The organism is Pseudoalteromonas luteoviolacea CPMOR-1 (assembly GCF_001625685.1).
GTDB lineage: Bacteria > Pseudomonadota > Gammaproteobacteria > Enterobacterales > Alteromonadaceae > Pseudoalteromonas > Pseudoalteromonas luteoviolacea_K.
Genome location: NZ_AUYC01000032.1, coordinates 1 through 26,703 on the forward strand (window position 1 = coordinate 1; position 26,703 = coordinate 26,703).

Annotated in this window: 17 protein-coding genes; 8 read left to right on the forward strand and 9 right to left on the reverse strand. The window is 39.6% G+C overall.

All coding sequences use genetic code 11. The annotated features are described in order from the left end of the window. Window positions 1–907: 907 nt before the first annotated feature. Together N473_RS26240 and N473_RS13735 are read right to left on the reverse strand one after the other, a co-directional pair. A complete protein-coding gene (locus N473_RS26240; RefSeq protein ID WP_155735611.1) occupies window positions 908–1,096 on the reverse strand; it encodes a hypothetical protein in 189 nt (62 codons plus the stop codon). Between the two features lie 1,033 nt (window positions 1,097–2,129). Further along, a complete protein-coding gene (locus N473_RS13735; RefSeq protein WP_081221175.1) occupies window positions 2,130–2,714 on the reverse strand; it encodes a DUF4879 domain-containing protein in 585 nt (194 codons plus the stop codon). Window positions 2,715–2,923: 209 nt separating this feature from the next. Here N473_RS13735 and N473_RS13740 point away from each other — a divergent pair, with 209 nt between their 5' ends. Further along, on the forward strand, window positions 2,924–3,367 hold the full coding sequence (locus N473_RS13740; RefSeq protein ID WP_063368409.1) for a hypothetical protein: 444 nt from the start codon (window positions 2,924–2,926) through the stop codon (window positions 3,365–3,367). 279 nt (window positions 3,368–3,646) lie between these two features. On the opposite strand, the gene N473_RS13745 is transcribed toward N473_RS13740, so the two are convergent. Beyond that, entirely contained in the window at window positions 3,647–4,276 is a 630-nt protein-coding gene (locus N473_RS13745) for a LysE family translocator (protein ID WP_063368410.1), read from the reverse strand. Between the two features lie 9 nt (window positions 4,277–4,285). Then, window positions 4,286–4,834 (reverse strand): hypothetical protein, encoded by a 549-nt coding sequence (locus tag N473_RS13750; protein ID WP_063368411.1) that lies wholly within the window; start codon window positions 4,832–4,834, stop codon window positions 4,286–4,288. Window positions 4,835–5,010: 176 nt separating this feature from the next. Here N473_RS13750 and N473_RS13755 point away from each other — a divergent pair, with 176 nt between their 5' ends. Further along, a complete protein-coding gene (locus tag N473_RS13755; protein ID WP_063368412.1) occupies window positions 5,011–5,880 on the forward strand; it encodes a LysR family transcriptional regulator in 870 nt (289 codons plus the stop codon). Between the two features lie 150 nt (window positions 5,881–6,030). Here the strand turns inward: N473_RS13755 and N473_RS13760 are convergent, their stop codons facing one another. The 4 genes from N473_RS13760 to N473_RS13775 form a co-directional block, all read right to left on the reverse strand. Next, complete coding sequence (locus N473_RS13760) at window positions 6,031–7,698, reverse strand: energy transducer TonB (RefSeq protein ID WP_063368413.1); 1,668 nt, start codon at window positions 7,696–7,698, stop codon at window positions 6,031–6,033. A 516-nt stretch (window positions 7,699–8,214) separates the two neighbouring features. Next, a complete protein-coding gene (locus tag N473_RS13765) occupies window positions 8,215–14,241 on the reverse strand; it encodes a carboxypeptidase-like regulatory domain-containing protein (RefSeq protein ID WP_063368414.1) in 6,027 nt (2,008 codons plus the stop codon). 389 nt (window positions 14,242–14,630) lie between these two features. Then, on the reverse strand, window positions 14,631–16,727 hold the full coding sequence (locus N473_RS13770) for a TonB-dependent receptor (protein ID WP_063368415.1): 2,097 nt from the start codon (window positions 16,725–16,727) through the stop codon (window positions 14,631–14,633). A gap of 12 nt (window positions 16,728–16,739) precedes the next feature. Continuing rightward, the gene (locus N473_RS13775) at window positions 16,740–18,179 is read right to left on the reverse strand and encodes a PepSY domain-containing protein (protein ID WP_063368416.1); all 1,440 of its coding nucleotides are present in this window, start codon (window positions 18,177–18,179) and stop codon (window positions 16,740–16,742) included. A 268-nt stretch (window positions 18,180–18,447) separates the two neighbouring features. Here N473_RS13775 and N473_RS13780 point away from each other — a divergent pair, with 268 nt between their 5' ends. From N473_RS13780 to N473_RS13795, 4 genes are all read left to right on the forward strand, one after another. Then, entirely contained in the window at window positions 18,448–18,732 is a 285-nt protein-coding gene (locus tag N473_RS13780; protein ID WP_039607989.1) for a YciI family protein, read from the forward strand. A 49-nt stretch (window positions 18,733–18,781) separates the two neighbouring features. Further along, a complete protein-coding gene (locus N473_RS13785; protein ID WP_063368417.1) occupies window positions 18,782–19,150 on the forward strand; it encodes a hypothetical protein in 369 nt (122 codons plus the stop codon). Window positions 19,151–19,292: 142 nt separating this feature from the next. Beyond that, the gene (locus N473_RS13790) at window positions 19,293–19,571 is read left to right on the forward strand and encodes a hypothetical protein (protein ID WP_155735612.1); all 279 of its coding nucleotides are present in this window, start codon (window positions 19,293–19,295) and stop codon (window positions 19,569–19,571) included. 73 nt (window positions 19,572–19,644) lie between these two features. Further along, entirely contained in the window at window positions 19,645–20,133 is a 489-nt protein-coding gene (locus N473_RS13795) for a GNAT family N-acetyltransferase (protein ID WP_063368419.1), read from the forward strand. A gap of 113 nt (window positions 20,134–20,246) precedes the next feature. On the opposite strand, the gene N473_RS13800 is transcribed toward N473_RS13795, so the two are convergent. Then, window positions 20,247–24,248 (reverse strand): PAS domain-containing hybrid sensor histidine kinase/response regulator, encoded by a 4,002-nt coding sequence (locus tag N473_RS13800; protein ID WP_063368420.1) that lies wholly within the window; start codon window positions 24,246–24,248, stop codon window positions 20,247–20,249. Between the two features lie 92 nt (window positions 24,249–24,340). Between N473_RS13800 and N473_RS13805 the strand changes: the two genes are divergently transcribed. Both N473_RS13805 and N473_RS13810 read left to right on the forward strand, forming a co-directional pair. Next, the gene (locus N473_RS13805; RefSeq protein WP_063368421.1) at window positions 24,341–25,420 is read left to right on the forward strand and encodes an HD-GYP domain-containing protein; all 1,080 of its coding nucleotides are present in this window, start codon (window positions 24,341–24,343) and stop codon (window positions 25,418–25,420) included. A gap of 17 nt (window positions 25,421–25,437) precedes the next feature. Continuing rightward, window positions 25,438–26,559, forward strand: a complete 1,122-nt coding sequence (locus N473_RS13810; RefSeq protein WP_063368422.1) for a response regulator — start codon at window positions 25,438–25,440, stop codon at window positions 26,557–26,559. The last annotated feature ends 144 nt before the right edge of the window (window positions 26,560–26,703 follow it).

Sequence of the window (26,703 nt, forward strand, 5' to 3'; positions counted from 1 at the left end):
AGATGGGTGTCATTTTTAATTTTTTAAATTCCAGCCAAATTATAAAGCCGAGCACTTTATCTGGTGGTCAATTTACATTCAGCATGATTGAAGAAGTTTGTTTCTGCTTTGAAGCATACTGTGGTGTAGTTGTGGTATAAATAGAGATGGGTGTCATGTCTCTTTATGTATCATGTATCTTCTTCACCAAACGACGGGTCCAAGTAGGCAGTTTTAGTGAGAAATAAAATTAACTTTTTCAATGTTTTTGTCGAAATTATCATAGTTATTTCCTTGTTAATAAGTATTAGTTACCTAGTGGATGAATTAACTAGTGATATAAATTTAAAGGCGTTACTGGGATTATGGGGTGGGCTTGTTTTTGTGTTTAGTCCACTTATAACAGTTCCGTTAGCGTATATCTTTTGGAAGCATGGTATATCAAGGCGGTTTAAATTTTACTTTATAGCGACATGTGCGCATGTTTCAGTGGGCATGTTTGTACTCTATGCAGTAATAAATTCGAAAGTGTAACTTATAATATAAATTGAATCGAGTGGTTCCCTTACTTGAAAATGTTTACGGCATATTTCCGGTACAGGCACACCCGATTCAGCTTCGTTGATCATGATGACTGTCTGTGTTTCAGTGAACTTACTTTTTCGCACCGTATAATTTCCTTCTTATATTGATCGAAATTCTACTTATGAACTGTTTCAGTTTATGGGGAGGTACCTCTTTTTATACGTGGTGTATTTTTATATTGTATTCGCGTAATTTACTCGAAGTGACATGTACGTTACTTTTAATTCTAATTAGGCAATAAAAATAGAAATGTGAATAAAAGCTAGTTAATAAAAAAGATACTACGTTTAATATTTTTATCTAAAAAGGGGGTAATTTCCCCCTTAATAACTTAATACTGAGATTAACACATTGCTGTATTGCAAGTATTACAGGTTCTTTCTTCAATTGTATAGCAGCGATTTGTAACAGCTGTATCGGTACATACAGTTGAAACCCATCCTCCAGCTATTAAAGGTGTTGCCTCTTTACATACTGACTGTGTATTTTTATTTAGCTGTTTGTATTGCTTTTTAGTTAATTTTAACTTCATAAGGTTCCTGCCTTAATTGTTCAAATGACTCTCTAAAATCTATGCTTATGTTATTAAAAAAACTAAAATGTGTAAATTATTTTAATATGTGTTTATTTTTTGTTTTCTTTTGTTTTTTTAAATGTGTTTTAAATATGTGTTAACTTGCACTTTGAACCTTGTATAAATTCATAATATTAAAAATAGGGTGTTCATTTTAACTAACTTTATATGGAAAATAATATGAAAAAGTCCAGATGCACAGAAAATCAGATATTTGCAATTTTGAAAGAGGGAGAATTAGATGTTATGACCGCCCACGATATATGCCATAAGGATAATGTTAGACAGAGTAATTACCATAAGTAAAAATCTAAATATGGCAGTATGGATTAGTCTGATCTCAAGTGGATTAAAGAACTTGAAGAAAAAATACCAACGTCAGCCACCAAAATGTTGCTTTAGAAATAGAGATGAAATAGAAATAGAGATGACACCCATTTCAACTTAGGCCTCATATGTATAGGCAGTTGCTGAAGTTGTGATAAGTAATGTCTTCGTAAAATCATGTTAGAAGGGGGGCTTGTGAAATTATGTACAGTATGTATTTCAGATTCAGGTTAGTTGGGTGAATGACCTTAAATGGAAATATATCAATCAGAGTAATGATGTTTACTCAAAAGCACTTTGGTAAAATAGTTAAACTGAATACAGGAGACAGTTATTTATGAAGGCTTAATCATTTTGATGGCACTAGTTTAAGTGGCATACATGTCAAGATTAAGTGCTTACGAAAAATACAAATTACAATTACCTATCCAATAATTCAGTTTTTTACCTTGTTTTTTAGCTTTTCTATTTCAGAGTTTTTCTTCGAAAAACCTGGGCCTCAGTTTTTGATAGGGCTGGTTGGATTCTTTCTTTTTGTCATCAATTTACTGGTAATGGTTTATCAAGGGAAAAACTAAGTTAGGCATCAGTCTTAATTGTATTGCAATACGTTGGTAGCGTGTATTAAAGAGGGGATATAGATCCCCTTCAGTACATTCTCATGTTATTTGATATAAATTGAATCGCTCCAATGGCCAAACGGTGAAGCAATTGAGTTTGATGAAGTATTAAATTGACCACTTTGCTGCCCACTGAAGTCAAAGTAATACAGGAAGCCAGTTACAGTTTCACCCGTTTTACAAATGTGCAAGTTACTCATAGAGCCGCACAAATACTCACTGTTTGAGTAACTTTTTTGTAAACCATTCATCGTCGCTTTGTTTGGGTTTCCGTAACCATATTGGATAACAGCTACTAATAATTGATTACCTCCATGGTCTTTGGTCGTTGAGAAATCAGAACTAGACGGGTATTCCCAGCCCATATTACTAGAACCAACAGCAAACACTTCATAATAACTTATGCCACTAGCCGGGCCTTGAATGCTGATATCTGATTGACTTTCTCTCGACAAAGCAAAGTTTTGTAGCTGAGACTTGTCTAAAAATTCTCCGTCTAATATTTGTAAATCTATTTCTGGAACATCAACAGCAATGCCACGTTCGATATTTGCTGCATTCGCGTGACCTGCGATTAAAGTACTGGCAAACAGAGTGGTGGCTAGGGAGATTTTTTTAAAGTTATACATAATTTTCCTCTTTCTGATTTATTCCTTGGAAAAGTGCAGATTTCAATGATGATTGTACTAAGTTATTGAATCTACGTAGTGTAAGGCAATTTAAAGCCTAGGTTTTATGTTTATATAAAGTGTATTTAAAGTAAAATGAATAATTTTTTATTTGTGGATCGAAAAATGCTTAGTATGAAATGTGATCAATAAAAGTACAGAGGTGTACAATGAATATTCAAGGAATGGGGCAAAACATTGCCGCCACTAACCCTTATGGTGGTCAAAATCAGCCGCGAGTAAACGGCTATCAGCAGAATATTGAATCAGTAACAGGCAGTCATGAAAGGAAGCCAGAAGTAGAGCAAACCATTAATATGCATAATATTTCACCAAACGAATATAACGCGATGGTTCGGTCAGGTGTTGCAGATTTAGCCGTTCCAATGGTTTTACCCGGTGGGCGTATCCACCTTGACGGACATCAAGCTGAAATGGGGGATGTGAAAACCGACTACATTGGTCAGATTGAGCAGTCGATAGAATTTAGTGAAAGCATTGGTGATATAAAGAATGCTGAGTTTCTTAAAAATAGGCTAGCAATAGTGAAAGATCTTCATGGGCAAAGTTTTATGCTTACACAAAGCAGCGAAGGTGTGAGTATTAAGGCATAGTTGTTTATTAGCAAAGAAGGCATGTTGATAGGTACACGCTAATATTAGGTCGATTTGGGGACATTAGTTTTATCCAACGGAATTTTTAGAAAATGTCCTATAAAATGTGACAAAATAATCAGTTGCTTATCGTGCGTATGGGGCAGTTGTTACTGCCTCTATGTGTTTATGATAATAGTGATAGGGGGCGCAGAGTGCCAATCATTGTTTTATTTGACACCCAAAGCATAAGCTGATTATTAAATAATGCACAGTAACTAAAGCCTGCTTATCATATATCTATTTAATGCTTTCATAGCCAATCACGCCCGCTAATATAAACATCACGCTGCCAGCTAATTTGTCCTGCCAGTGGTTTGAGTGATTGTTTTTATTAAGCCAGCTACCAAGCTTACCCGAAAGTAGTGCGATTGAAATATCACAGCATAAGGTGATGAGCGAGTATATCACACCCAGTACCAGTAGTTGCGTTGATACTTGTGTGTCTTCACTATTAACAAATTGGGGTAAGAAAGCTAAAAAGAATAAGGCTGTTTTGGGATTGGTAAGTTCTACAACTAGGCTTTGCTTCATAATAGCAAAGTTATTTTTCTTGCTCATTGAAGGGTTATCAGCTGTTTGTTCGGCTGGCTTAAAATACTGCCAACCTAAATATATCAAGTATATAGCACCAGCAATTTTTAATCCCGTGTAAGCGATAGGGGAGTATTTAAAGATGGTTGCTAACCCTAACACTGTTGCAACTACATAGACAAAGGAACCTATTGCCATGCCACTTGCTGCTGATACACCGGCGATTGGCCCCTGACTAATACTGCGCGCCATGATATATAAAATAGAAGGGCCTGGGGTAATACTGAGTAAAAAGCAGACAACGGAAAAGGCGACGAGTACTTCAATGGAAGGCATAATGTGTCCTTATTTAAAATCTTTGGTTTCTATGTATAGAGTTTGTGCACCAACAATGTCAGTCCATTCAAATTCTGTGACAGGCCCGTTTTTTGAGCTGATCAGCTCTGTTATATCCCCAGCATGATAGTCACAATGAGCCGTTATTATTTGGTCAAAACTCGGAGATTGACCAATTTTATGTACTAGTAAACAGGTGTTTCGACCGAGTCCCAACGCATAAAACTGTCCGTTATGTTGAACTGGACGTACAGGTTTATTTAACAGAATATTTTGCACTTTGAATTTAACATTAGTGTACTTTATTTGACCTGAACGCTCAAAGTGGCCAATAAATATATCTCCTGAAAATTGAGTAAGCTCACCTGATCTAAGTTTATTTAAAGAGAACTTTTGTGGTTGGATAGTGACCAGTTGCTTTGTCTTTAAAAGGGGCATCAAAAGCGCTTTAAATTGACTTGGTAGTTGTGTCTCAAAAATACATTGTACGGCATGCTTCCCATTTGGCATAGGGAGATGAGAAGCGTATATGCGGTCATTAATTGCAAATAAAGCCATGCCATGTATGCCTATTGAGTGGTCATGCGCACGAAGAGACCCACAAAAGCAAATAAGTAATAAGCAAATAAAAGCGTGTTTCATTGGAAGCCATTCATTTAAAAATGTTTGAGTGAGTCTAGAGTATGCTATTTTAAGTTCTAAATCGTTTCTAAGTTGTGGTTATAAATTCCAAAATGGAAATAGCAGATCTACGCAAGTTTTTAGTTATCGCGCAGCAACAAAGCCTGCAAAAAGCGGCTCAGATCCTAAATACTTCACCCAGTGCGTTGTCAAAATCTCTCAAACGGTTAGAAAACTCTTTACAGGTAAAGTTGTTTGACCGAGTAGGAAAGTCATTGCGTTTAAACGAACAGGGTTTGACGTTGCAACCAAGAGCTGCGGCATTGGTAAATTTGGCTGATGATACAAAAAGTCATTTGAAACAAAGGAGTAGGGAGATAAGCTGTGTTGTAGCGGCGTCCAGTATTTTACAATTCAAATGGGCGAGTGTGTTAGCGCGCCAAACCCAGCATACTAAGCATCTCTCATTAGTGTTTGATACACAATATGAGTCTGGTGCAGTCAATAAATTGCTCGCCGGTGAAGTGGACTTGGCAATAGTAACGGGTGAGGTAATTAAAGAACTGCCACATGACGTTCATTTAACACAGCTTGGTAAGTTAACGATGCAGATTGCAATGGGGCATAATCACCCTTTACGGCAACACAAAAAAATCAGTTTAACGGAATTAATCAAGTTCCCCTTTGCCGCGCCAGATACTTCGCCATTTTGCGGAGAGCAAAGAGGTGTCGGATGTGATGGTTGGCTGGCACCAAAACTAGCTAGGCATATAAAATGGGTCGTTAATGATTATGCTGTACTCAGCCAGCTTGTGAAAAGTGGCTTGGCATTAGCCTATTTACCTGATTACATTGTTAGGGAATGGCAGTTGACCGCATTACCAACTTGCCCAGATAACCTAGCGTACAGCGAGCAAGTGTACTTACTGAGCTTAAAATCTGCACCAACATGGTTAAATCAATTGTTAGAAGACATCAGATAGATATTGTTAAAGAAGTGAAGATTTCAGGAGCAAGTAAGCACAAAGTACTCGAAAAAAAACCTAGCATTTGTGGGGTTACTTCATTGCTGGGGCTTTTTCACTTTTGTGCTTATCACCTATTATTGTGATACTTCAAAACGAGAGTGACGTTTATTGACTGTGGCCTATATTCCATGTGAAATGCACTTCTAGATCGTTCCCTTCTATGACGTTACCAGCATCATCGAGTTCAACTTTATAGCGCCATTGTTCCAGTGCCTTGATCCCCGCTTCTTCAAAATAGCCTTTCGGAGTGGCATTCATTACTCTGATATTGATAGGCTCACCCTGAGTGTTTAAGTCAAATTTCAATATGATGCTTCCCGTAATGCCTTCTTTGGCAGCTTCCATTGGATATGCATATTCTTTTTGGTAGATAACTTTTGGCTTATTGTCATTAGGTATCTGCGTGGTTTGTGTTCTTTCTTGAATGTCTCCAAAATGCGAAAATGCTTGATACATATATAATAGTTCCGCTCTTTCAGGACTTTGAAGCGCCTTATTCTGTAACGCTCTGAAAAATTGACGATTATTTTGTAGCTTGGCGATTCTCAGCAATAAGCCTTCCATGTATGTGTCTGAGGTTGATTCGTCGTAATTCAGATGTTGTTCAAGTTTTTGCTTGGCCTGCTCGAATTCACCTAAATAGTAAAGATCAATTATTTCCAGTCTCATTAAATATCGATGGTCTTCTGCATTGAGAATGTAACCGCTTAACGCTGTTCTGGCGTGGTTTATAGACAATTCATGTAGTTTGGCATCACTATACAAATAAGCTAATCGTCGATTAACCATAGCGGCGTCAAAGTCAGAGCTGGGCTTGATGGACTCAAGTAGGTTTTTTGCTTCCATAAGACTATTGTCTTTGAGCAGTTTTTTCGCCTTTTTAAGCGCTTTTTGAACTGGGCCTGATGGTGACTTTTGTGCACGCTGGCTATGACATTGGTAGGTCATTACCCGGCATGTTGAGTTGTCTTTGAGTTTGCGAGTTTTGTTAATTTGCAACTCAACCTGTGAATGGGTTAAACGGTGTTTGTTTACTCGTGATTGTATTTCATCCAGTATTTCTTGGGCAGCTTGTCGTTGCTCTTGCTCATCAAACATGGTTTGAATTTCGAGTAACAAGTCGTGACGCTTTTGGTCTCGTTTCTGTTGAGCGATTTGTTCAAACAACTCGAAGATATCCATATCAAATGGCTCATTGATATAAGCGAAATACTGTAATGCTTTTTCCTCGCTCATGTCGAACCAACCTAGTTCAACTAGAAGCATAATTTCAAGGTAAAGTGCTGATTTGTATTCTTCAGCAGGTAAATTGCCACTGTCTATCGCTTTTAAAATGTAGTCTAGAGCGACAGCGTTTTTACCCATTATTTCCGTATTTAGATTGGCTAAATGGTAATGCAGTATAGCCTGCTCATAATCATTTTTAGCTTTAACGCTTTCCAACCTTCTAGCAGCGGATATCGCAAAACCTCGGTCTGCGATATTTAATGCGGCGGATAAATTCTCGTCGGTTTCATTACTGAGCGCGGGTGCTTTGCGCTGTGAGTGACAGTGATATTTCAGAGGTTCGCAACTGATTTCAACGGGAGGGGAGCTTGTTGTGATGTCATTTTGTTCTTGAGCCGTCACTATTTCTGGTGCCATTTCTGCTGGCGTCACCGCCTCTGGTGAGCCATTGTCAGCAGGCAGTTCTGTAACTGGAGGAGGAGAGGACTCGCACCCCATTAGTATCGTAAAAGTCAGCAGTGCTAAGGTGAGTTTTTGTTTATTCATTGTTACTCCCCCTGTGTTATACACACAAATTTTAGCATTTGGCGGCGGTGTGTTGAAGCATAGTAAATGGTTTGGACTATGGGCAAAAATAAATCAATATCAACGTTTCCGTTGTTTTTAAAGAGGCACGCATCATGTTTTTTATCTGTTCCAAACGTGCCTTTAAGCTCGAATTAGAAATTGAATATAAAGCAAATATAAAGCAACAACCTATCTTATCTGCTACAGCTGAGAACGCTTTATATGTGCAAAGACATTAATTGTGCGTTAAGTAAGGTTTAGTGTTAGGTATTTCATGAAAAACAGAGTTTGAACAGCAATACAAAGAGATAAAATTATTGCTTGTTGAGCGCTGTCGTTGTAACTGAAAGCCTATCATTATTTAGAGTGAAAAGTTGAAGTGTAAATAATTAACTTCTCAATGGTACTTAGTAAGTGTGTACTGGAATGAACCGGTTTGTCTCTTCAATCATAAAAAAAGCCGCTTGCTAGCGGCTTTTAGAGTTTAAAAATAGATTAATTTCTAATTGTATACCCTTGTTGATCTATGACTGCTTGTGCCTCTTGACTGACTTGTGTGCCTTCCAAATACATAGTGATGTCTGTATTTGGCCCAGGAATAATCGATTGCAGCGTATTATTCTTAAAATAAACGCTCCATAACTTCTCAGCGTCAGACAAGTCCAGTTCAGTAAGGGTGTTATCCGATGCACTTAGCAAAGTTAACTTTCGTAAACCTGTAAGTTGGAGTTCCTTTAACTTAGTATTATCCGCACTCAAAGTGCGCAGGTTTAGTAAATGCGAAGTATTAAGTGTGTCGATTTGAGTGTCGTCAATATTGAGCATTTCTAGTTGGCTGCCCTGTGTAGTGACCAGAGATGTCATAGGATTATTGTTAATGAGTAACTTTTTAAGTTTTTCTGCCTTGGTAATATCCAATGTCGTAAACTGGTTTTGCGCTATATTAAGCACTTGTAGCTGAGCATATTGAGATAAGTCTAAGCTTGTCAGTTTTGATAATCGTGCATCTAAGTCAGCAAGTGCATGACTTGGGGTCACACCTGAGATTTGTGCAATCCCACTTTGAGAAATATCGACGTCTATTAGACTTGTGTTATGCGTCAGATCAAGGGTATCGATTATGCTCTGCTTTAATCTTAATGTTTGTAAACCTTGTGCTTGAGAAAGGTCAATGGCTTTTAACTTATCACTCGTTATAGACAAGCTCTTAAGCTTTGCAGCATCAGACAACACAAAGTTTTCTAGTACACTACTCTCAATTCCTACATGTCCTAAATTAGGCGCTGGCGTGAGCGTTAGGTTAGGCGTGTTTTGACCCCGAAGATAAAGATATCTGAGTCTTTGTAATGAACTCATATCCACATCGGTTGTAAGTGAGCTCTGTATTGACAGAGATTGCAGCCAATAAAGCTTACTTAACTCTGAAATCGCCTTGTTATCCAGCGCTACTGCCATTGAATTAAATTGCAGTGCCGATAGGTTAATAAAGTTACTTAGGCCGCTTAGGTCGGTGACTGTATTATGCTCATCATTGCCTATACATTTTAACGCTTTGCCATATAGAAGAACGTTAGGGTTATAATGTTTATAGTTATCGATACAGGCTTTTAATGCAGGATCAGTTACGCCGATTTTATCCGCGATAGAGTCGGGTATTTTCTCAACTTTTATATTGACTTCACACGATTTCTTGATGTCTCTGGCTCCATATGTCAAATAGCGCGCATTATGCTCTCGATATTTGAGCCCACAGCCTTCGATACTACTAACATAAAAGCCACTTTCCTTTGCAGATACTGTTAGCTCTAGGTAACGCTCATGCAAGATGGTACCGTTTTGTAAATTTGACGTCACAGTGCCAGGGCCATCTACATTGATTGTGATAGGGTGTGCAGGTACGGTGTATTCTAAAAAGCGTTTGTTTTGTTCACTACACTCGCCACCTCTGGGGTATTCACAAAACCAAATACCATTTGAGTTACTCTCGATAGGAAAAAAATTGACTGGCTCCCCGGTAGACACTTTAATCATGTCCAAATAGCTAAATGAATACATTACTTCGCGGTTGCGGATATAAGCACTCTTTGAGCCTTTAACGCCATCATGTATATATTCGATTGACCCAAGCTCCCAAATATCTATGCCATGCTCTGTTCGTTCGTATAACTTTAACGCGCTTATAAAGTAACGTTCTGCCTTCATAATTGACAGGTGGTTAATTTTTGATGGTGTATTATCAGTATTTAATATAGAAAGGTGCCTTGTATCATTGACATATCGATAAACGTAAAACTGCTGACCGTTTTGTGCAATTAATTCATAATCTCTCTCAAAGCCTAATGTGCAGTGTGCAGATGTTGCAGTGCAAGTTGGATCAAAGCCAAGGCTTCTGTATGCTCTAACAGACAATCTGTTATTCTCTAATGTGGTTATTTCGGCCCCATTTAAATCTGCCCTTCTTGCGATACCATTATCATAGAGGGTGAAACTCCCCCAGTCGTCTGATAAGTTACCAGCAATATCCGCGAAGCTAAATGGTGTGTCTGCTTTTTTAATAAACGCACCAATTCCAACTCTGAGCCAGTCGAAATATTGTCGATCGTCCAATGCAATTGAAGACTGTTCTATAGATAACACATGGACACCGTTGTGCTCAGAGACCACTCTCAACTGCGCATAATCTGTATTGTTATTAGCGGTCAATTCAACTAAGCCCTCTGGGGTCATTGCCCAATTGAATGGGAACGCTTTATCCTCTAAGTGTTGAGGCATGTATCTGCCCATGTTGAGGCTGCCAGTTCCATCTTGGTTAAACGTGAGCGAGACGGTATTTTGCTCATTAAATGATTTGGATTCGATGTAGTGACCCAATGACAAAGCCCAGTTACCCACAATATTGTCACCTAATTGGGTTGGTGTAATTTGCTTTGTCGCGGTGACATTTATCGGTTCTAGGTATTGAGATCCCTTACGGACATCGTATTGTGCCCAAGATATGGATAGTTGCTCTCCTTCGTAAAGAAGCTTAAAGCCTGTTACCTCAATGTTTTTAGGCCTATCTTCACGTGTAACCGGCCTATTGATTGGGATGCTAGGTGAAGTATTTTCGAACGTGGCTACGTATTCGGTCTCAGAATGTTTCTTTATCGTGAACTTAGGAACTGTTGAAAATCTGGTTAGTCTTAGCTCAGGTTCAAAAGTGCCTTGTCCATCTTTATTAATATTAAAAATAAAGTGTAGAGGAACGTTAAATTGGTCTGTACTGTCCATCATCACTGTGGTTTCACCTAGGTGAAGAGGACGGGGAGAAAAGTCTACCTCTATTTCACAGTCTTCGACTGGGTTGGTGATTTTGAATATTGATGTGTTTAGCCCTTCATCAATAAGCTCACCATCACAGCCACGCACGTAGATGAGCTCATTATTTTCCTCTGGTGTTAACACAAGCTCAAAGTCCTTACCATACTTAAACGCAGTCACCGTGGGGACTACAGAACCTTGGCCGGTTTGCTTGATATTTATATTTAAATGAGGCCATTCAAATTTGAACTGACGACCACTGCGAGGGCCGCAGTCAAAATTATTGACACAGATAGAAAAGCCTTCTTGGTTTGCCTGACCAATAGTGAGATATACAACCGCATTACTAACTGTGTTGGTTAATTTAAGATGGCCATCAGCGAGTTCAGCCCAATAAGTCTCGTCATCATATTGTATTTTAGGACGGCAATCATTTTGTGTTTGTGGAGGACAATTTTCTATTTGTTTTAGTGTAACAGCCGTAGAGTATCTTTTTGCAGATAATTCAACTGCGCCTACAAATAAATGAGGGGCGGTTGTGTTGCTGAAAAAGGTTTCATCAAACTGCTTAGGTTTATTAATTGGCTTATTAGTGAGCTTGTAAATATGCACAGAGCGCGCAACTTGAACCACAGAATCACTTGTATGCTCAAAAGCGGTGTGTTGAATCGCAATTAAGTTACCAGATGATGCGATTAACTCGTATGTTTGGCTCTTGGTGATTTTACATTGTGCTAGCGCAACATCACAAAATGCTCGGTCTTGCTCAGAGAATTGGTAGTGATTTCGTGTTAACTTGCCCTGTTGATTTTCAACCTTGACATTATGCTGCCAGTTAAAATGAAAGTTGTTCTCTTCGTCTACTACAAAAGCTTGTTTGTCGCCTTTTGTTTTAAAAGGTGTCCATGTTTTTGCGTGGTTAATATCATCAAAGTCAATATTTTGATGGCGCACCATCACGCCTGATAGTACTTTGCCATTGTTTACTAGTACTTGTAAGCCTAACTTGAACTCTCTGACAATATTTAGAGTTAATGTACGTTGTGGGTGCTTTATTTGTATTGTTTGGCCGTTGTCGATTAAACCCCAGCTAGCAGTCATTGTCTCAGTACCGTTATTGAGCTCAACTTGGCTGTCATTGATAAAATTCAATCGTAGTGACTTTAATGGGGAGTCACTTTGTGAAAGTTGTAATGACCATTCACCTTTGAAGTTGTCTCGTTCTGGCTGAATAAATGCACTTTTATTTGCCAGCTTAGCGATAAAAGGAGCGGGTCCTTGCTCGGCATTATTTGAAAGCAGTACTGTCTCTACAGTATGCGCATTATTCTGGCTTTCTATGATGTTCAGACTAAGTCCAAATAAATCTAAGTTGACTCCGGTGAGTTGTGTTGGCGTATTGAATACAATATTGATGGTGTTGTTTACTTTTTGCCAAGTAAAATCACTGTCGTTGGTATTTGCAACAAAACCCGTGCCGTCGGCTTCTAATTTTAAAGCCAAGCCGACACCGTTAAAAAATCGCGCTTCAGAGAGGTAGTAGTCTCCTGCAGCTATGGTTGTTGCTGCTTGCACTAAGTCACTATCTTGCTCGATAGCCGTTTGGATTTTCGCCAGCAACTCGGCTTGCTCTTCTTCCAATTGTGCTATTGCGCTATCAGCGGTATCTTCATCTTGTACTAATTCAAGGGTATTTTTAACGTTTGAAGGCAATGTGACATTGTGATCGACGATGGCTTTTATCAGCTTAGCTAAACGCATTTTCTCAGCAGGTTCGACACTTTTTCGGGCTTTTTCCAGCTCACCGGCTGTTTTTAGCTGGTTTACCTGCCTTTTAATTAATGCAAATTCAGAGGTGGTTATATTGGTCACATTCACACCAAACTCCTCATTGGCATCTAGTTGCTTATCTTCACCTGCTTTTTGCGTGAGATGCGCTAAATCGCCAAGCTGAGAGATAAACTCAACATGGGCATTGTTCTGCGCATGAGAGCCGGTTGCTCTGAGTTTGGCAAGCTCGGCTGACTGTGACTCGTCATACACGATGTCCAGCTGATATGCACCCGTTTCATCAGCTTGTGTCGTAAAGGTTTGCCCATCAAATGTGAGCTCTACATTCGCATAAGCAATCGGTTGATCTGTCACTTTACCAGTAAGCGTTAATTGCTGAGTGATGGCACTAATTTCGACGGTGTGAGTGGTACTGGAGCTGAGCCCTTGGTCATCGGTAGCTTCAAGTTTAAAAGTAACACGCGTATTCTCTTGAATATCTGGCGAGTTCACAGTTAGGGTTTGCGTGTGGGTCCCATCTAAGGTTAATGCAAGCTCGCCTGAGTAAAACCATTGATAGCTTTGTATTTCTCTGTCATCAAGACTTCGTACTGTACCTTGCAGGACAAAGCTTTGCTTTTCTTCGATGCTGTCAGGACCATTAATGGACACATCTGCGCCAACATTGTCTAATGCTTTGATAGTCACTGTGTGGCTAGTGGAGTTCGTTGCGCCCTGATTGTCTTGTGCAGAAGCGGTAAAAGTAATGGTCTGATTTTCAGATATATTAGGTGTTGTTATGGTGAGTATTGAAGAATCAGTGCCATCTAGGCTCAGAGCTAGTGCTGAGTTATGCTCCCAGTGTATCGAGGTGATCTGTCCATCGGTGTCAAGCGCGTCAGCGGTGAGCGAAAATGCTGTTTCTTCAAAGACTGATTCAGGGCCAATGATATCGAGAGAGGGCGCTAAATTAGCCAAAGCTTCTACAGTCAAATGATGCGATGCGGTTGTTTGAGCACCATGGTTGTCTGTAACTGTCAGTGAGATTTCAGTGTCTACGTGCGCTAGAATGTTCTTACTGGTTATGGTTAACGTCGAAGCATGCTTGTCTTGTGCTGTGAATAATTCCTCGTCATAACGCCAACTATAATGGCTTATCTCACCATCAGTATCTGTTGCGTTTGCTTGCAACGTGATGGGCACTTGTTCTAAAACTTTTGTGCTGCCAGTGATATTTAATTGAGGTGATTGATTGCTATTGTCGGAAGCGTTCTGGTTGTTGTCTGTGCTGTTACTATTTGAAGTACTGCTTTCGTCTGTTAATTGAGAGCCCGAATTATTATCTTCTAAGCTCTTAGTGCTATTGTCAGAGCCGCCGCAAGCACTTAATAGTGTACTAAGTGCTAGGCAAGCTAACACTTTACGTTTTGTCCTTAAGTTACTCAATGTCATCTTATATCCTTGATGTCTCTTTTTTGAACATTTTAAGCATTTTTATTTATGATTTTTTTCAGTTCTATAAAGGCAGTAATATATCATTTAGTAGATTTTTTTGAATATACATTTAGCTAATTATGGGTGCTTTTATTAGTTTTTTAATTTTATCTAATTTTATATTAAATGTTCTTGAAATTTAGTCGGTTTTAGAAGCTGGAAATGACTTTTGGGCCGCTATTGAGAGTTGTTGATATAGAGTGTTTTATAAGCGTATTTTAATATAAATAAGTATAATAGGAGAAAGCTAGGGGATAATATTTATATACTCAATCAGGCTGTTTTTAAAAAGGGGTCCAATTTTTTGGAACCCCTTTTACAGTATTAATCTACATTGAGATGTATCACTAAAATGTATAACTCAATCCAACATAAGCCATACGGGGGGCGCCAGGTTGAATACGCTCTTTGTTAAATCTAATTTCAGCTTGTAGAGCATATGTTTTATCTGTGATATTGGCTATCCTAGCATGCAATTTTAGTGTATCAGTCACTTGATAATTTGCTTTTAAATTTGCAATGGTATAACCGCTATGTTGACGAGAGTTTTCAGAGTCCATCCAATAATCTCCAATGCTCTTTATTTCAGCAGTGATATTTAACCCAGCAATATATTGGCTGTCGTAATTTAAGCGGAGGTTAGCAACATATTCCGGTGCCATAACTAGACTGTTATTGGATAAATCATCTTCTTCGTTTTTAACGAAGTTATTGCCTTTAATATAATGCACAAACTCATGGTCTGATTGACTATAAGCCAGCGCTAAGGACCATGTTGGAGAAAATGTATAGGTAGTGCCAAACTCAAAGCCTTGATGTCGAACTTCAGAAGCATTAACTCGGAAACTAGCGCCATATCCATCAGTCGCAGTGACAATGGCTTCTTTAACGTCCATTACATAGTATGCGAGCTCAATAGAAAGATTTTCAAAGTTGGCTTTGTATCCCATCTCATAGGTATCGGATGTTTCTTCACTGATTGAACCTAGTTGTGAGCTTGTTTCCTTGGATTTAAGGTGATAGAGCTCTGACGCTGTCGGGATGCGAATTGCATTTGCATAGCGTGCATAAATGCTAGATTGCGCGTCTAATCTGTAATTTAAGCTGGCTTTTGGACTCAAGTGTTTGAAAGTATCTTCTCGGCTTGCAATAGAGCGGTTGCCAAACCCGTCGTTATCATAAGTGGGCAGTGTGTTATCAAACTGATACTTATTATGATCGTACCTTAGGCCTAGTGCATAGTTTAATTGTTCTGTTAATTGGCCTGTATGCTGAATGTAAGGCGAGATCCCAGTGAAGGTTGTTGAGTCTTTGTAAAATATATGGCCTTGAGGGTAGGTGGCAGCCCCCCAGCCAGTCGTTGTTACTGTAGTTGGTTGGTATGAAAAGTCATCCCCTTCTGAGCGCTCTAAATCTATACCAAATGTGGTTTCAAAATCTACGCTGTGTCTAAAGTTGGTTAAGGCTAATAGGCCAATGCTTCTGACGCTGGATTCAATATTTGGCATGCTTGGCTGCCAAGTTGCTATATAATCATTCGTGCGATAACGAAAATAGGGGATCACTGAGGCATAAAGGTCGTTATCATCATATACATATTCTGAGCTAACTCTCAGGTAGTCCGTTTTTCTGCGAGGATCAATGGCGAGTACTGCTGGTTGCAGGCCAGATTGTGTCGGATCTTGTAAAAATGCTTCTTCACTTAATGTGTTTAGCATTTGCTGATCTAATGTAGATGCAATCAAGCTTGTTTTTAAGCTTTGTTTGTCGTCAATTTGTAGTTCATGCAACACATTGAGCTCTGACTTCTCGACACTGCTGTGATCTCTCCACCCTTCATTATTTAAGTAGGCGGCACTCACTCGAATACCGTTTGAGTCTGAAATGTTGTATGTCGTACTACCGTTCACTCTTTGATAGCTACTTTCACCTAATGTGATACCGAACTCTCGGCTATCTTCGTCTATCGGAGCTGAAATGACATTGACGGTTGCAGCAACTGCGCCAGAACCATATAGACTGGTTCCAGCCCCTTTAATGACTTCTAAACGAGAAACGGAGGAGTTAGTACTTGCCCACCAAAGGGCATTATGGTTATAAAAAGCGGCTGATTGTAAAGGCACATTATCTTGTAAATATAGCGTATACCCCCCAAAATTTATCGGCATACGGATCGCGGCATTGTGGCCTTGTCCACCGGACAGTTGATTGAGTAAAACGCCTGAAATGGTTTCGAGTGATTCTGACACATGTTGCGCGTTATCATTTCTTATCACTTCGGTTGATACACTGCCAGCGCTGAGCGCTAAGTCAGTATTGGCTTTTACAGTCCTACTGGCTGTGACAATGATTTTTTCAATATCATCATTTTGTTGTTGCGCCCAAACCACGTCAGCCTGCAAAAGTGCAATGGCAATGAGGGAATAAGAAAAGCCAGATTTCATTATGCTTGTTCCTTAGTTATTTTCTAATAATTCGTTATTTTTTAAGTTACGTTGCAGTTTCGCACGACGCTGGCGAAGTAGTTTTGAAAAGTACATACAAGTACCTGTTAAAGCAACTAAAACGAGACCAAGGCAGATCGCTGTGATGATACTATCACGCAAGCCCTTACCTAGGGGGTTTAAAAAGTGGTATTTATGCAGGTATCCAAAGTGCCAACTGCGTGCTTTTTGCCAACGATCATCAACCGCAGCAATATAGCCAGTATGAAGCTCTACGCTGTAAAGTACTTCTGGTGAATGTTCAAAACTCAGTTGCTGTACAGGCAAACGTTTGTTGATGAATCCGTAAGTTGGTCCGAATTTATCAATTTTTTCGCTGTGATTAAGGAGACCTGAAATTTCAAGTTGCTCAAGTAGTATAGATTGAACAAAGCTGTTGTTGTCATAGGTGGTTTGCTGGGTGTCCCAATATGAAAAATGCATTGCTCGCTTTTCAAAAGACACGATTTGACTGACGATCTGCCCATTGATATTGACTACTTGAAAGTTATCTCCTTGCGCACTGAGCAGGGCCTGTACAGGGTCGTGGTGAATATCCAAAGTGGCCATTTGGTTATTGGGTTGTAGTGTTCTAAACTCTTGCACAAATAATTTGTCGATCAAGATATGTGTGCTGCTGCTTGAAAACCCCAGTAGACAAAAGCTCAATATGAGTCCCGTCCCTCTATGAAATGACCTAATCGACTGCTGATTTGATTTTATCCTTGGCCAGAGCACACTGTATGCGATTAAACCTAGGGTAGCCATCACCAATAGTGCGGTACTTATCATGAGCATTGGTACAATTCGCCATGGGCTATGTCTATCGCCAGCGAATTGCCAAGTATGAAGTTGTTTAAACCAATATGAAAGGGTATCTCTCAGAGGGGTGTTATGGGCTGTGATCCGCTTTGCAAGCGTATCGATATACATGTGATTGCCATTATCCAGTTGTATGCGGTAAACGGGTAATACTCTATTTATTTCAGGATAAGCCGCACTAAATTGTGTGATGAGCTGGGCGTCGAGGATATTCTGTTTACTCCACCTTTTGGCGAGGTACTGAGCATAATCAATGTCTGTCAGGTGTAGTTGTGACTCGCTCAGCGGCAGATAATGTACATCAAGATGATTGAGCGACTGTTCCATCACTTGATAAAAGAGGTCGCCATGGTACTCCACTAAACTTGCATGACTGAATTCAGAAATTCCCTGTTGCGTTAGTGTAACTTGTAGCTCGGTGTAACTTTTTAAATCACTTTTATTTATTTTGACCGGACTGGATTGAATAAATGGCGCTTTTGCAAAGTGCGACATCGCTGGGTGCAATAAGCCTGATAGAGCCCAAATAACAAAGGGAATGAAACAAAATAGTGCAATTCTTCTATGCCAAGTTATCAACTGTTTTAGCATTTGATTATTATTATATTGAGGATAATTGTTGGATTATATGTAATTAATTTGCAGCTAGGTATGTGACAAATTGTCGCACAATACTTTGAATCATTTCATTAGTGCTAAAACTTCATATGTTGTAAGTAAATGTAAAGTAAGACTATACAGTTCGCGTTTCGATTGTTACATTTATCATTGTGCTAAAATGGGTACTAAAATTTGTCTTTAAATTATCCAGTTTGGCAGCGCAAAGAGTGCGCCTAATCAATAACACAAGGAACACGCCATGTTTATCGTCACGCTTAATTATCTTGTTGGCTTATCTGAAGTTGAGAAGTATTTACCACTGCATAAAGAGTATTTAGACCGCTGCTATGACGATGGTATTTTTCTCATGTCGGGCCCAATCGAGCCCCGTACGGGAGGTGTTATTTTAGCAAAGTCTTCTTCTAAAGAAGCGCTAGAACTAACATTGAATGAAGATCCGTTTTTTAAAACGGGTATTGCCGAATATCAAATTACTGAATTTGTGCCAACAAAGTCTAAAAAGGAGCTAAGTTATTTGCTTTAAGTAACTTGAGCGACCATTTATGCTAAGTTGATACAGGTATGTATGACAAATGCAAAAAACAGTACTGAGTAAACTCCAAGCGTTAGCTGGAGAGGTTGGTCAAGTTGGCACACAGATAAACGAACGATTTGTTGTGTTTAAAGATACTGTCGTGGGGTTTCTCCTGTTATCGTCATTTTATCCCTCAAAAGTGCAGGGTGTTGACGAGAAACATTATTTTGTTATTCCTTATGAGTTGGGAGCGCATAAAGTTGCGCTACATACCATCAGAAGCCGACCTGAAGGCACTCCTGAGGTAATTACGTTACCGAAAAGGCGTGTCTTTCACTTGGCTAATGCGCATGCTGAACAATTATTATCCCGTATATCCTCTGAACAATCCGAATTTATGGTCCGAGCGCAAAAAAGTGATCTGTAAAGTAGATTGGAGTAGCTTGCGGATGACACCGGTGCGCTAGACACTAAATTAACTTATGGGATGTTCGTTATTGGAGGGTGGTCTGCACTGGTTAATCCAGCAGTGGGTGCGCGATAGCTACTTTACCCAGTTTACGGGGCTTATGAATAAACATGGTATTCGCCCTTTAGAGGAAAGGTTCTCAAAGGCATCGCTGAAAAAGCAAATTGAGTTAGCGCAACTGAATGTGCTAAAAAGAGTTTTCAGAGGGGAACGTTATAAAATTGGTGAACCCATTTTAGCTAGATTAGAGACAGCGCTGCGCACTAACGAGCAAGAGTATGATCTGGTTATGTACGCAGGCCCTAATGCGTTGAGTTATAGTACGGTTTCTGATGCCGGCTTTTTAGAAGAGATTGTGATATTAAACAATCAAAGCTGAGCGCTATTCAGTGAACATCAGTCAGCGTGCATAGTACGAAATATATAAATACGAAAATAAATATAAAGTTGAGATGATTAGAGAAGCACAATTACAAGATACGCGAAGTCTAGCGGCATTGGCATTGCAGGTATGGTTAACAACTTATACGACGGACGGCATGCGTGATGATTATGCCGATTTTGCATTGAGCCATTTTACCGATGAGTATTTCGAAGCACTCATACAGAGCGACGAATACGGTGTTTTGGTTTGCTTGAACGATACCGCCGTTATTGGGTTTTCTGTGGTGAATTTGGTTTCACAATATCAAGATAAACACTATGGCTTTGAAGTTGAAAAGCTCTATGTACACACTCATTTTCAAGGGCAAGGTATTGGCAAGCAGCTTTTAGATGCCATATCACAGCGGTGGGGGGCACAATTCTGGTTGTATACTTGGGTTGAAAATGCGTCTAATCATTTTTACCAGCGCTTAGGGTTTAAACAGGTCGGTGAACTCACGTTTGACTTTTCAGGGACTGTCATTCGTAACAATGTGTATATTAGTCCTACATCATGATGATCACAGAGGCCTGTAAAGTGGACTAAACATGGCAATTCGTTGTTGTTAACCTACCGTATTTAGTTTTCTTTACCCAGACCTCGTACGACTACATGTGATGTAGCGAAATCTTAAGCAGATTGCTCTAACAATTTTGCTATGACCTCTCTGGCCTGATCAAATTCAAAATCTTCAATTAATTCAATGAGCTGGTTACAGGTAGACTCACTAATTTTATGATTTGCTTTAAGCTCATGTACTTTTTCAACAGATTGGGTGTCGCAGCTAAGTAAAAGCTCTTCAAGCTCTAAAAAGTCGTCTCTTGTTACCTTTAAGCTGACAACATTGGACGAGGGAGGGGGTGGCGCTTGTTCTGTTTGCAACTCACTTAATTGCTTATGTAAATTTCTTAAAAAGTCAGTTAACGCTTCAACATCTACAGGGTCTACACTTTGCTGCTTGGAAATGGCACTTTCAATGTCCGAAGCCTGCTTAGATAGCTGATCAATACATAAGTTTGCACTGGCTCCTTTGAGTGAATGAGCAATGCGTTCAGCGTGTTCTAAGTCGCCGATTACAAGCGCTTGGTTTAGGTTAATAGTCTCTTCGATCTGATTTCTGGCAAACTTTTTAATGATACTCCAGAACGCTTTTTCATTACCCCCTAAACGCTTAATAGCACGCTCAATATCGACGCCTTCCAGTTTTACTGCTGGTTGTTGTTTGTTATTTTGTTCAGCTTTTTTGGGGGGAATATTCAGCGGTTCGGCTTGCTTAGTTGTGGCCGTTTTACCGTATAAGTGCTGATGTACAGTCTCAGCCATTTGATTGAAATTAATTGGTTTACCTATATGCCCATTCATGCCTGCCGATTCGCATTTTTGTAAATCCTCTTTCATCACATTTGCGGTCATGGCGACAATGGGTAACTTATCAAATTGGCTGAGCTCGCGGATTTTTTTGGTCGCTGTGTATCCGTCCATAACGGGCATTTGAATATCCATCAAAACAATATCAAACTGGTTGTTCTTCACTTTATCAACGGCGATTTGTCCATTGTCAGCAATGGTAACGTCTAAATTTAATGAGCTTAACATCTCATTGGCAATTTCTTGATTGGTACTATTGTCCTCTACGAGTAGTACTTTTTGCTTGTCAAAAGAAGGAACACCATCACTGTGCGTCTCTTGAGTGGCAGAATTGATGGATTGACCACTCAATTGGAATGACTCCATGATTGCATCAAGTAATACGGATGCGTTGACTGGCTTGAGTATAATGGCATCTATCAGATCATGTATTTCAGAGTTCATGCCGATGTCTGTGCCATAAGCGGTAACAAGCACGTATTTGGGTTCTTTTTGTAATTCGAGCGCCCGAATATGTTGAATGGCGTCAATGCCGCTCATATGGGGCATTTTCCAATCCATAAATATGATATCAAAGTCGCTGCCTTGCGCGAGTTCTACGGCACCGGACCCACTCGCTGCGCAAGTGACTTGGAACTTCATTGCTTTGAGAAGGTTGGTTAAAATGGCACGCGCACTCTCATTGTCATCAACGACCAGCACATGTTTGCCAGCGAGTTGGCTATCTGGACAAATAACATTAGTTAATTTAGCTGATTGTAAGCCACAGCGAATGGTGAAGAAGAATTCAGAACCTTGCCCTTGCTCGCTGTGCACGCCTATAGTGCCGTCCATTAACTCTACCAATTTTTTCGAGATGCTGAGACCGAGACCGGTACCGCCATATTTACGTGTGATGGAGCCATCGGCCTGTGAAAAGGCTTTAAATAGCTTGTTCTGCTGCTCTTTTGACATACCGATGCCGGTATCTTTAACGGTGAACTTGAGGGTGGTTTGCTCATCTAATTGCTCGATGGTGGTCACACAAATAGTGATCTCACCTCGTTCTGTGAATTTAATGGCATTGCCACAGAGGTTGATGAGTACCTGACCTAATCTTAAAGGGTCGCCAACTAGACTTATCGGTACATCTGGCGCGATGTCTAATAGCATCTCTAAGCCTTTTTCTTGCATTCGGATAACATTGATATTAACCACGTTGTCCATCACTTCTTGCAGAGAAAAGTCGATATTTTCAATTTCTAGTTTGCCAGACTCGATTTTTGAAAAGTCCAGAATATCATTGATAATGCCAAGTAAGCTTTTTGCCGCTTGGTCTATTTTGTTAATGTAGCCAGACTGTTGAGTTGTGAGCTCTGTTCTAAGGGCTAAGTGACTCATACCAATAATGGCGTTCATAGGGGTACGAATTTCATGGCTCATGTTTGCTAAAAATTCGCCTTTTGCAGTACTCATTTCATCGGCTTTATCTTTAGCGAGCCTCAGTTCAAGCTCCATTTGTTTACGCTCAGTCACATCCAGCAGTAAACCAACGACACCGGCTAATTGGTTTTCTGCATTGGTAAACACCGCCTCATAGACAATAAAATTACGAGGCTCACCCTCGGAGTTTTCAATTTTTATTTCATAGTGTTGGTTAGACTTCCCATCAATAAGATCTTGGTGAGATTGCTCGAACACTTGGGCAATGTCGTAATTAAAAATATCTTCTGCTGTGGCATCAAGTACGTCCGCATCAAAGGTGCCAAAGTACTGATGAAATACACTGTTGACGCCTAAATAGTTGCCTGAACTATTTTTGTAGTACATTGGGCTGGGGATAGCATCGAGGATTTTTTTGTTGAGCTCTAGTTGCTCGACAATGCGCTTTTCTGCTTTTGACTGTAAGTCGATGTTTTGGGTTAACTGTAAACTGACAGCTAAATCATTGATCACAGATTTTATCCATTTATAGTCTTGGTCAGTTAACTCAACAAGACTACCGAGCTCGAGTAACCCGATGCTGTCATTACTAACCACCAAGGGAAAATAATATAGTTCGCAAATAGAGAGCTTTTCACCATTGAGTTCAATGGCGTATTGCTCTTTTTCAAATTTCATCGAGTAAGGCTTTTGCGTACTTAAAACATGAAAGTGAATTGAGTCATAATTACTGTAGGTTCTAGCGCAGTTACTGCTGTAGCCTGTACCAGCTACTCGAGTGAGTACTTTTTGTTCTTCAAAAACATACAAACCCAACAATGGCACCGATAAGCGCTGCTCCAAAAATTGCAGTAGCTCTTCACCTAAATCATTGGGGTTTTTCTTGCCTCTGAGTGCAAGGCCAAAATCTTTCATAATGGTGTTGAATTCAAGCTGCTCAGACAGGTCATTGAGTAATTTGTTCATCGATTTCGATAAATCAGAGAGATCCCCCTTAACGGATTCGTCGAGCGTGAAATTGTAATTACCTTGCTCAACATTACTGACGACTTGTTTTTGAATTGAAGCGACAGGGTTAATGTACAGCTTCCAGAGTAAGTAAAATGACAGTGCTATATTTAACAGCAGTATTAAGTTAAAAATATTCCGCATCATGTATGCGGTATTGAGGCTATTTTGGTGGCTCTCTAATTCTGCAGTTAGCCTAGATGTAATGGCCCTATGCGCCTCACCGATGGCTGACATAATTTTAGATTTTTCGACTAAGTAATTATCACTAAAAAGAATTTTTTGAGCGCTAATTAAATCAGGATCTGAGTCTTTAACCCAATTTCCATAAGTGTCTTTATGAATACCTTGAATGGCATTAAATGCGCGTCGTTCGAGGCTAACAAGTGAATTAGAAGTAGAGAGCGCGTTTTGCATTTGCAACAGTTCAAAGTCTTGTGCGCCGAGTTGCTGAAAACGTTCAATAATATTATGCCCATCATTGACTCTAATGATTTCTGGGACGCTGGAGTGAGGTGCAGCTAGGCTGTCCCAATAGTCATAGGTGTTGGCATTTTCGGCTCTCACTTTCCCATCACGGACTAGTAGTGTGTAACTAAATAACTGCTGCCACTTATCATTGCCTGTTACAGCGTAAGATCTTGCAAAATTAGTTAAGTTATCTGAACTGAGCTTTAGTTCATGGGAAAGCTCGGTGAGCTTAAATAACTGGGTTTGTTTTTCTGATAGAGCACTGACCTCTGTGCGCACGTAATGTGACATAAGCCAGATCCCGATACTAACCAGCAGCATTATCGAGAAAGTGATAAAGAAGCTGACTCTTAAATTTTTCATCTAATCCAGTCCGTGCTTGGCGTTTCAGTAATAATAGACCTATATTTTTGAGTGTGGTGAACATTTGTGCAACAAAACGTATAGAAGAGACTATGGAACAGCTTAAAACGGTGTTAGTGGTGGATGATGTGAAAGAAAACTTGGCTTTCATGACTGAAATCATAAAAGACAAATATCGTGTTTTAGCGGTAAAAAGTGGTGAAGCAGCAATCTCTGTGGTTGAAAAAAACGATGTAGATATTATTTTACTTGATGTGGTTATGCCAGAAATGAATGGCTATGAAGTGATTAAATACCTGAAATCTCATGATATTCATAGAGAAATCCCTGTCATATTCCTAACCGCAAAAACCAGTGTTGAAGATGAGGAAAAGGGCTTCCTACTGGGCGCTTGTGATTACATTAATAAGCCAATCAGCCCACCAATTTTGCTGGCTAGATTAAATACTCACCTGTTAAACAAAGAGTCCAAAGATATTCTGAAAAACAAAAATGATTATTTGGAAGAAGAAGTTCAAAAGCGGACAGAGCAAATGTCACGTTTGCAGGACGTGACGATACAGGCCATGGCAAGCTTGGCAGAAACACGGGATCAGGAAACCGGAAATCATATTCGTCGCACACAACTGTATGTCAAACTACTTGCAACGATTTTATGTGAGAAAGATAAGTACAAAGAGATCTTAACACCGGAAATAATCAATAACTTTTACAAGTCAGCACCACTACATGACATCGGCAAGGTGGGGATCCCGGATAACGTTTTGCTAAAGCCCGGAAAGTTGACCGCTGATGAATTTGAAATAATGAAAAGCCATACCGTGTATGGTCGTAATGCCATTGAAACAGCCGAGTCGGCGTTAGGGCAAACGGATAGCTTTTTACAAACAGCGAAAGAGATCTCGCATTACCACCATGAGAAATGGGATGGTTCGGGTTACCCTGAGGGGTTAAAAGGTGAAGACATTCCGCTCAGTGCCCGCATGATGGCTATTGCTGATGTGTATGACGCGCTTATTAGTCGACGTGTTTACAAAGATGCGATGGAGCATGATAAAGCGATTGCCATCATGAGAGAAGGGCGAGGCAGTCATTTTGATCCAGAGCTATTGGATGAATTTTTAGCAAAAGAAGATGTATTTTTTGATATTTCTCAGAAATATCGAGACTAGGCACTTTTGGGGGGCGTATGTCGTACTCAATTTTACTAATCGATGATGACGAAGTAAATCATGACATTGCTAAAACAATGTTAGGTGAAGCTCACGAGTATTTTTCAGCGTACAACGGGGAGGAGGCGCTCGCATTGTTTAATGAGCGAAAATATGATGCCATCTTGTTAGATGTTGTTATGCCTGGTATGAATGGGTATGAGGTCTGTAAAGCAATTCGAAATGCCCCTTCTAACTCTCAGACTCCCGTTTTGTTTGTGTCTTCTAAAGATGATGTCGAAGACAAGCTAGAAGGCTTTAAAGCGGGGGGAGATGACTATATCACCAAGCCTTTTGATGTCGAAGAGTTAAGCTTTCGCATTGAACGTCTGGTGAAATACAGCAGTGAAATCGACACGTTAAAGGTCAGCTGTGAAGTGGCTGAAGAAGTCACTATGACTGCAATTACCAGTTGCAGTGAATTAGGGCTGTGTCTTGAATTCATAGAAAACTCTTATCAATGCAATACGCTGTCTGATTTATCTACGGCTATTTTAACGACTTGTCAAAACTTGCATTTACACGCGTCGGTTCAATTGGGTTTATTAGGGGAGTTTCGTGATTTCAGTAATTGTGGCGCAATTAACCCTCTGGAGAGTGAGCTCTTAAAAAAAGGTCGAGATAGTAAGACTGTGATTAATATTGAAAAACGCAGCTTTTTTAACAGCGCTTATTGTTCGTTATTGATTAAAAATATGCCAATTGACGATGAAGAAAAATATGGTCGTTTTAATGATATTTTAGCTTTAGTTGTGCGAGGTGCGGATGCGAGGTTAAAAAGCCTTGAAACAAATATTAAAGCAATTCAGGCTAAAAATAAGGGGCTTAGGGAGTTAAGTCAGGTTGCCAGTAAAGATTTAGAGGATATTGAGTTAGTCTTTAAAAATTATAATAGCGCATGCCAAGAGTTAGTTGAGCGACTTATTTTTGATGTAGAAGATTCCATGATGTCTTTTGGGGTGAGTGATGCTCAAGAGCAAACCCTGAGAGAAACATTAGATAGCGCCAAGGATGATTTGCAACAGATCCAAGAACACTCTGAAGATATGTCGGCTACCTTCAACGACTTTTTTATCAAACTTGATAAGTTAATTGATTAATAACTGAGGGTTTTTTATTGGGAAGTATATTTTGTTTTAAATATGTATTTAATCATTGTGATAAGAATATCGGTTTGGTTTTTTAATGGTTTGATATATAAGGTTGAGAGCACTTTATAAGGTCGTTTGCGTTATGTTTTTAAG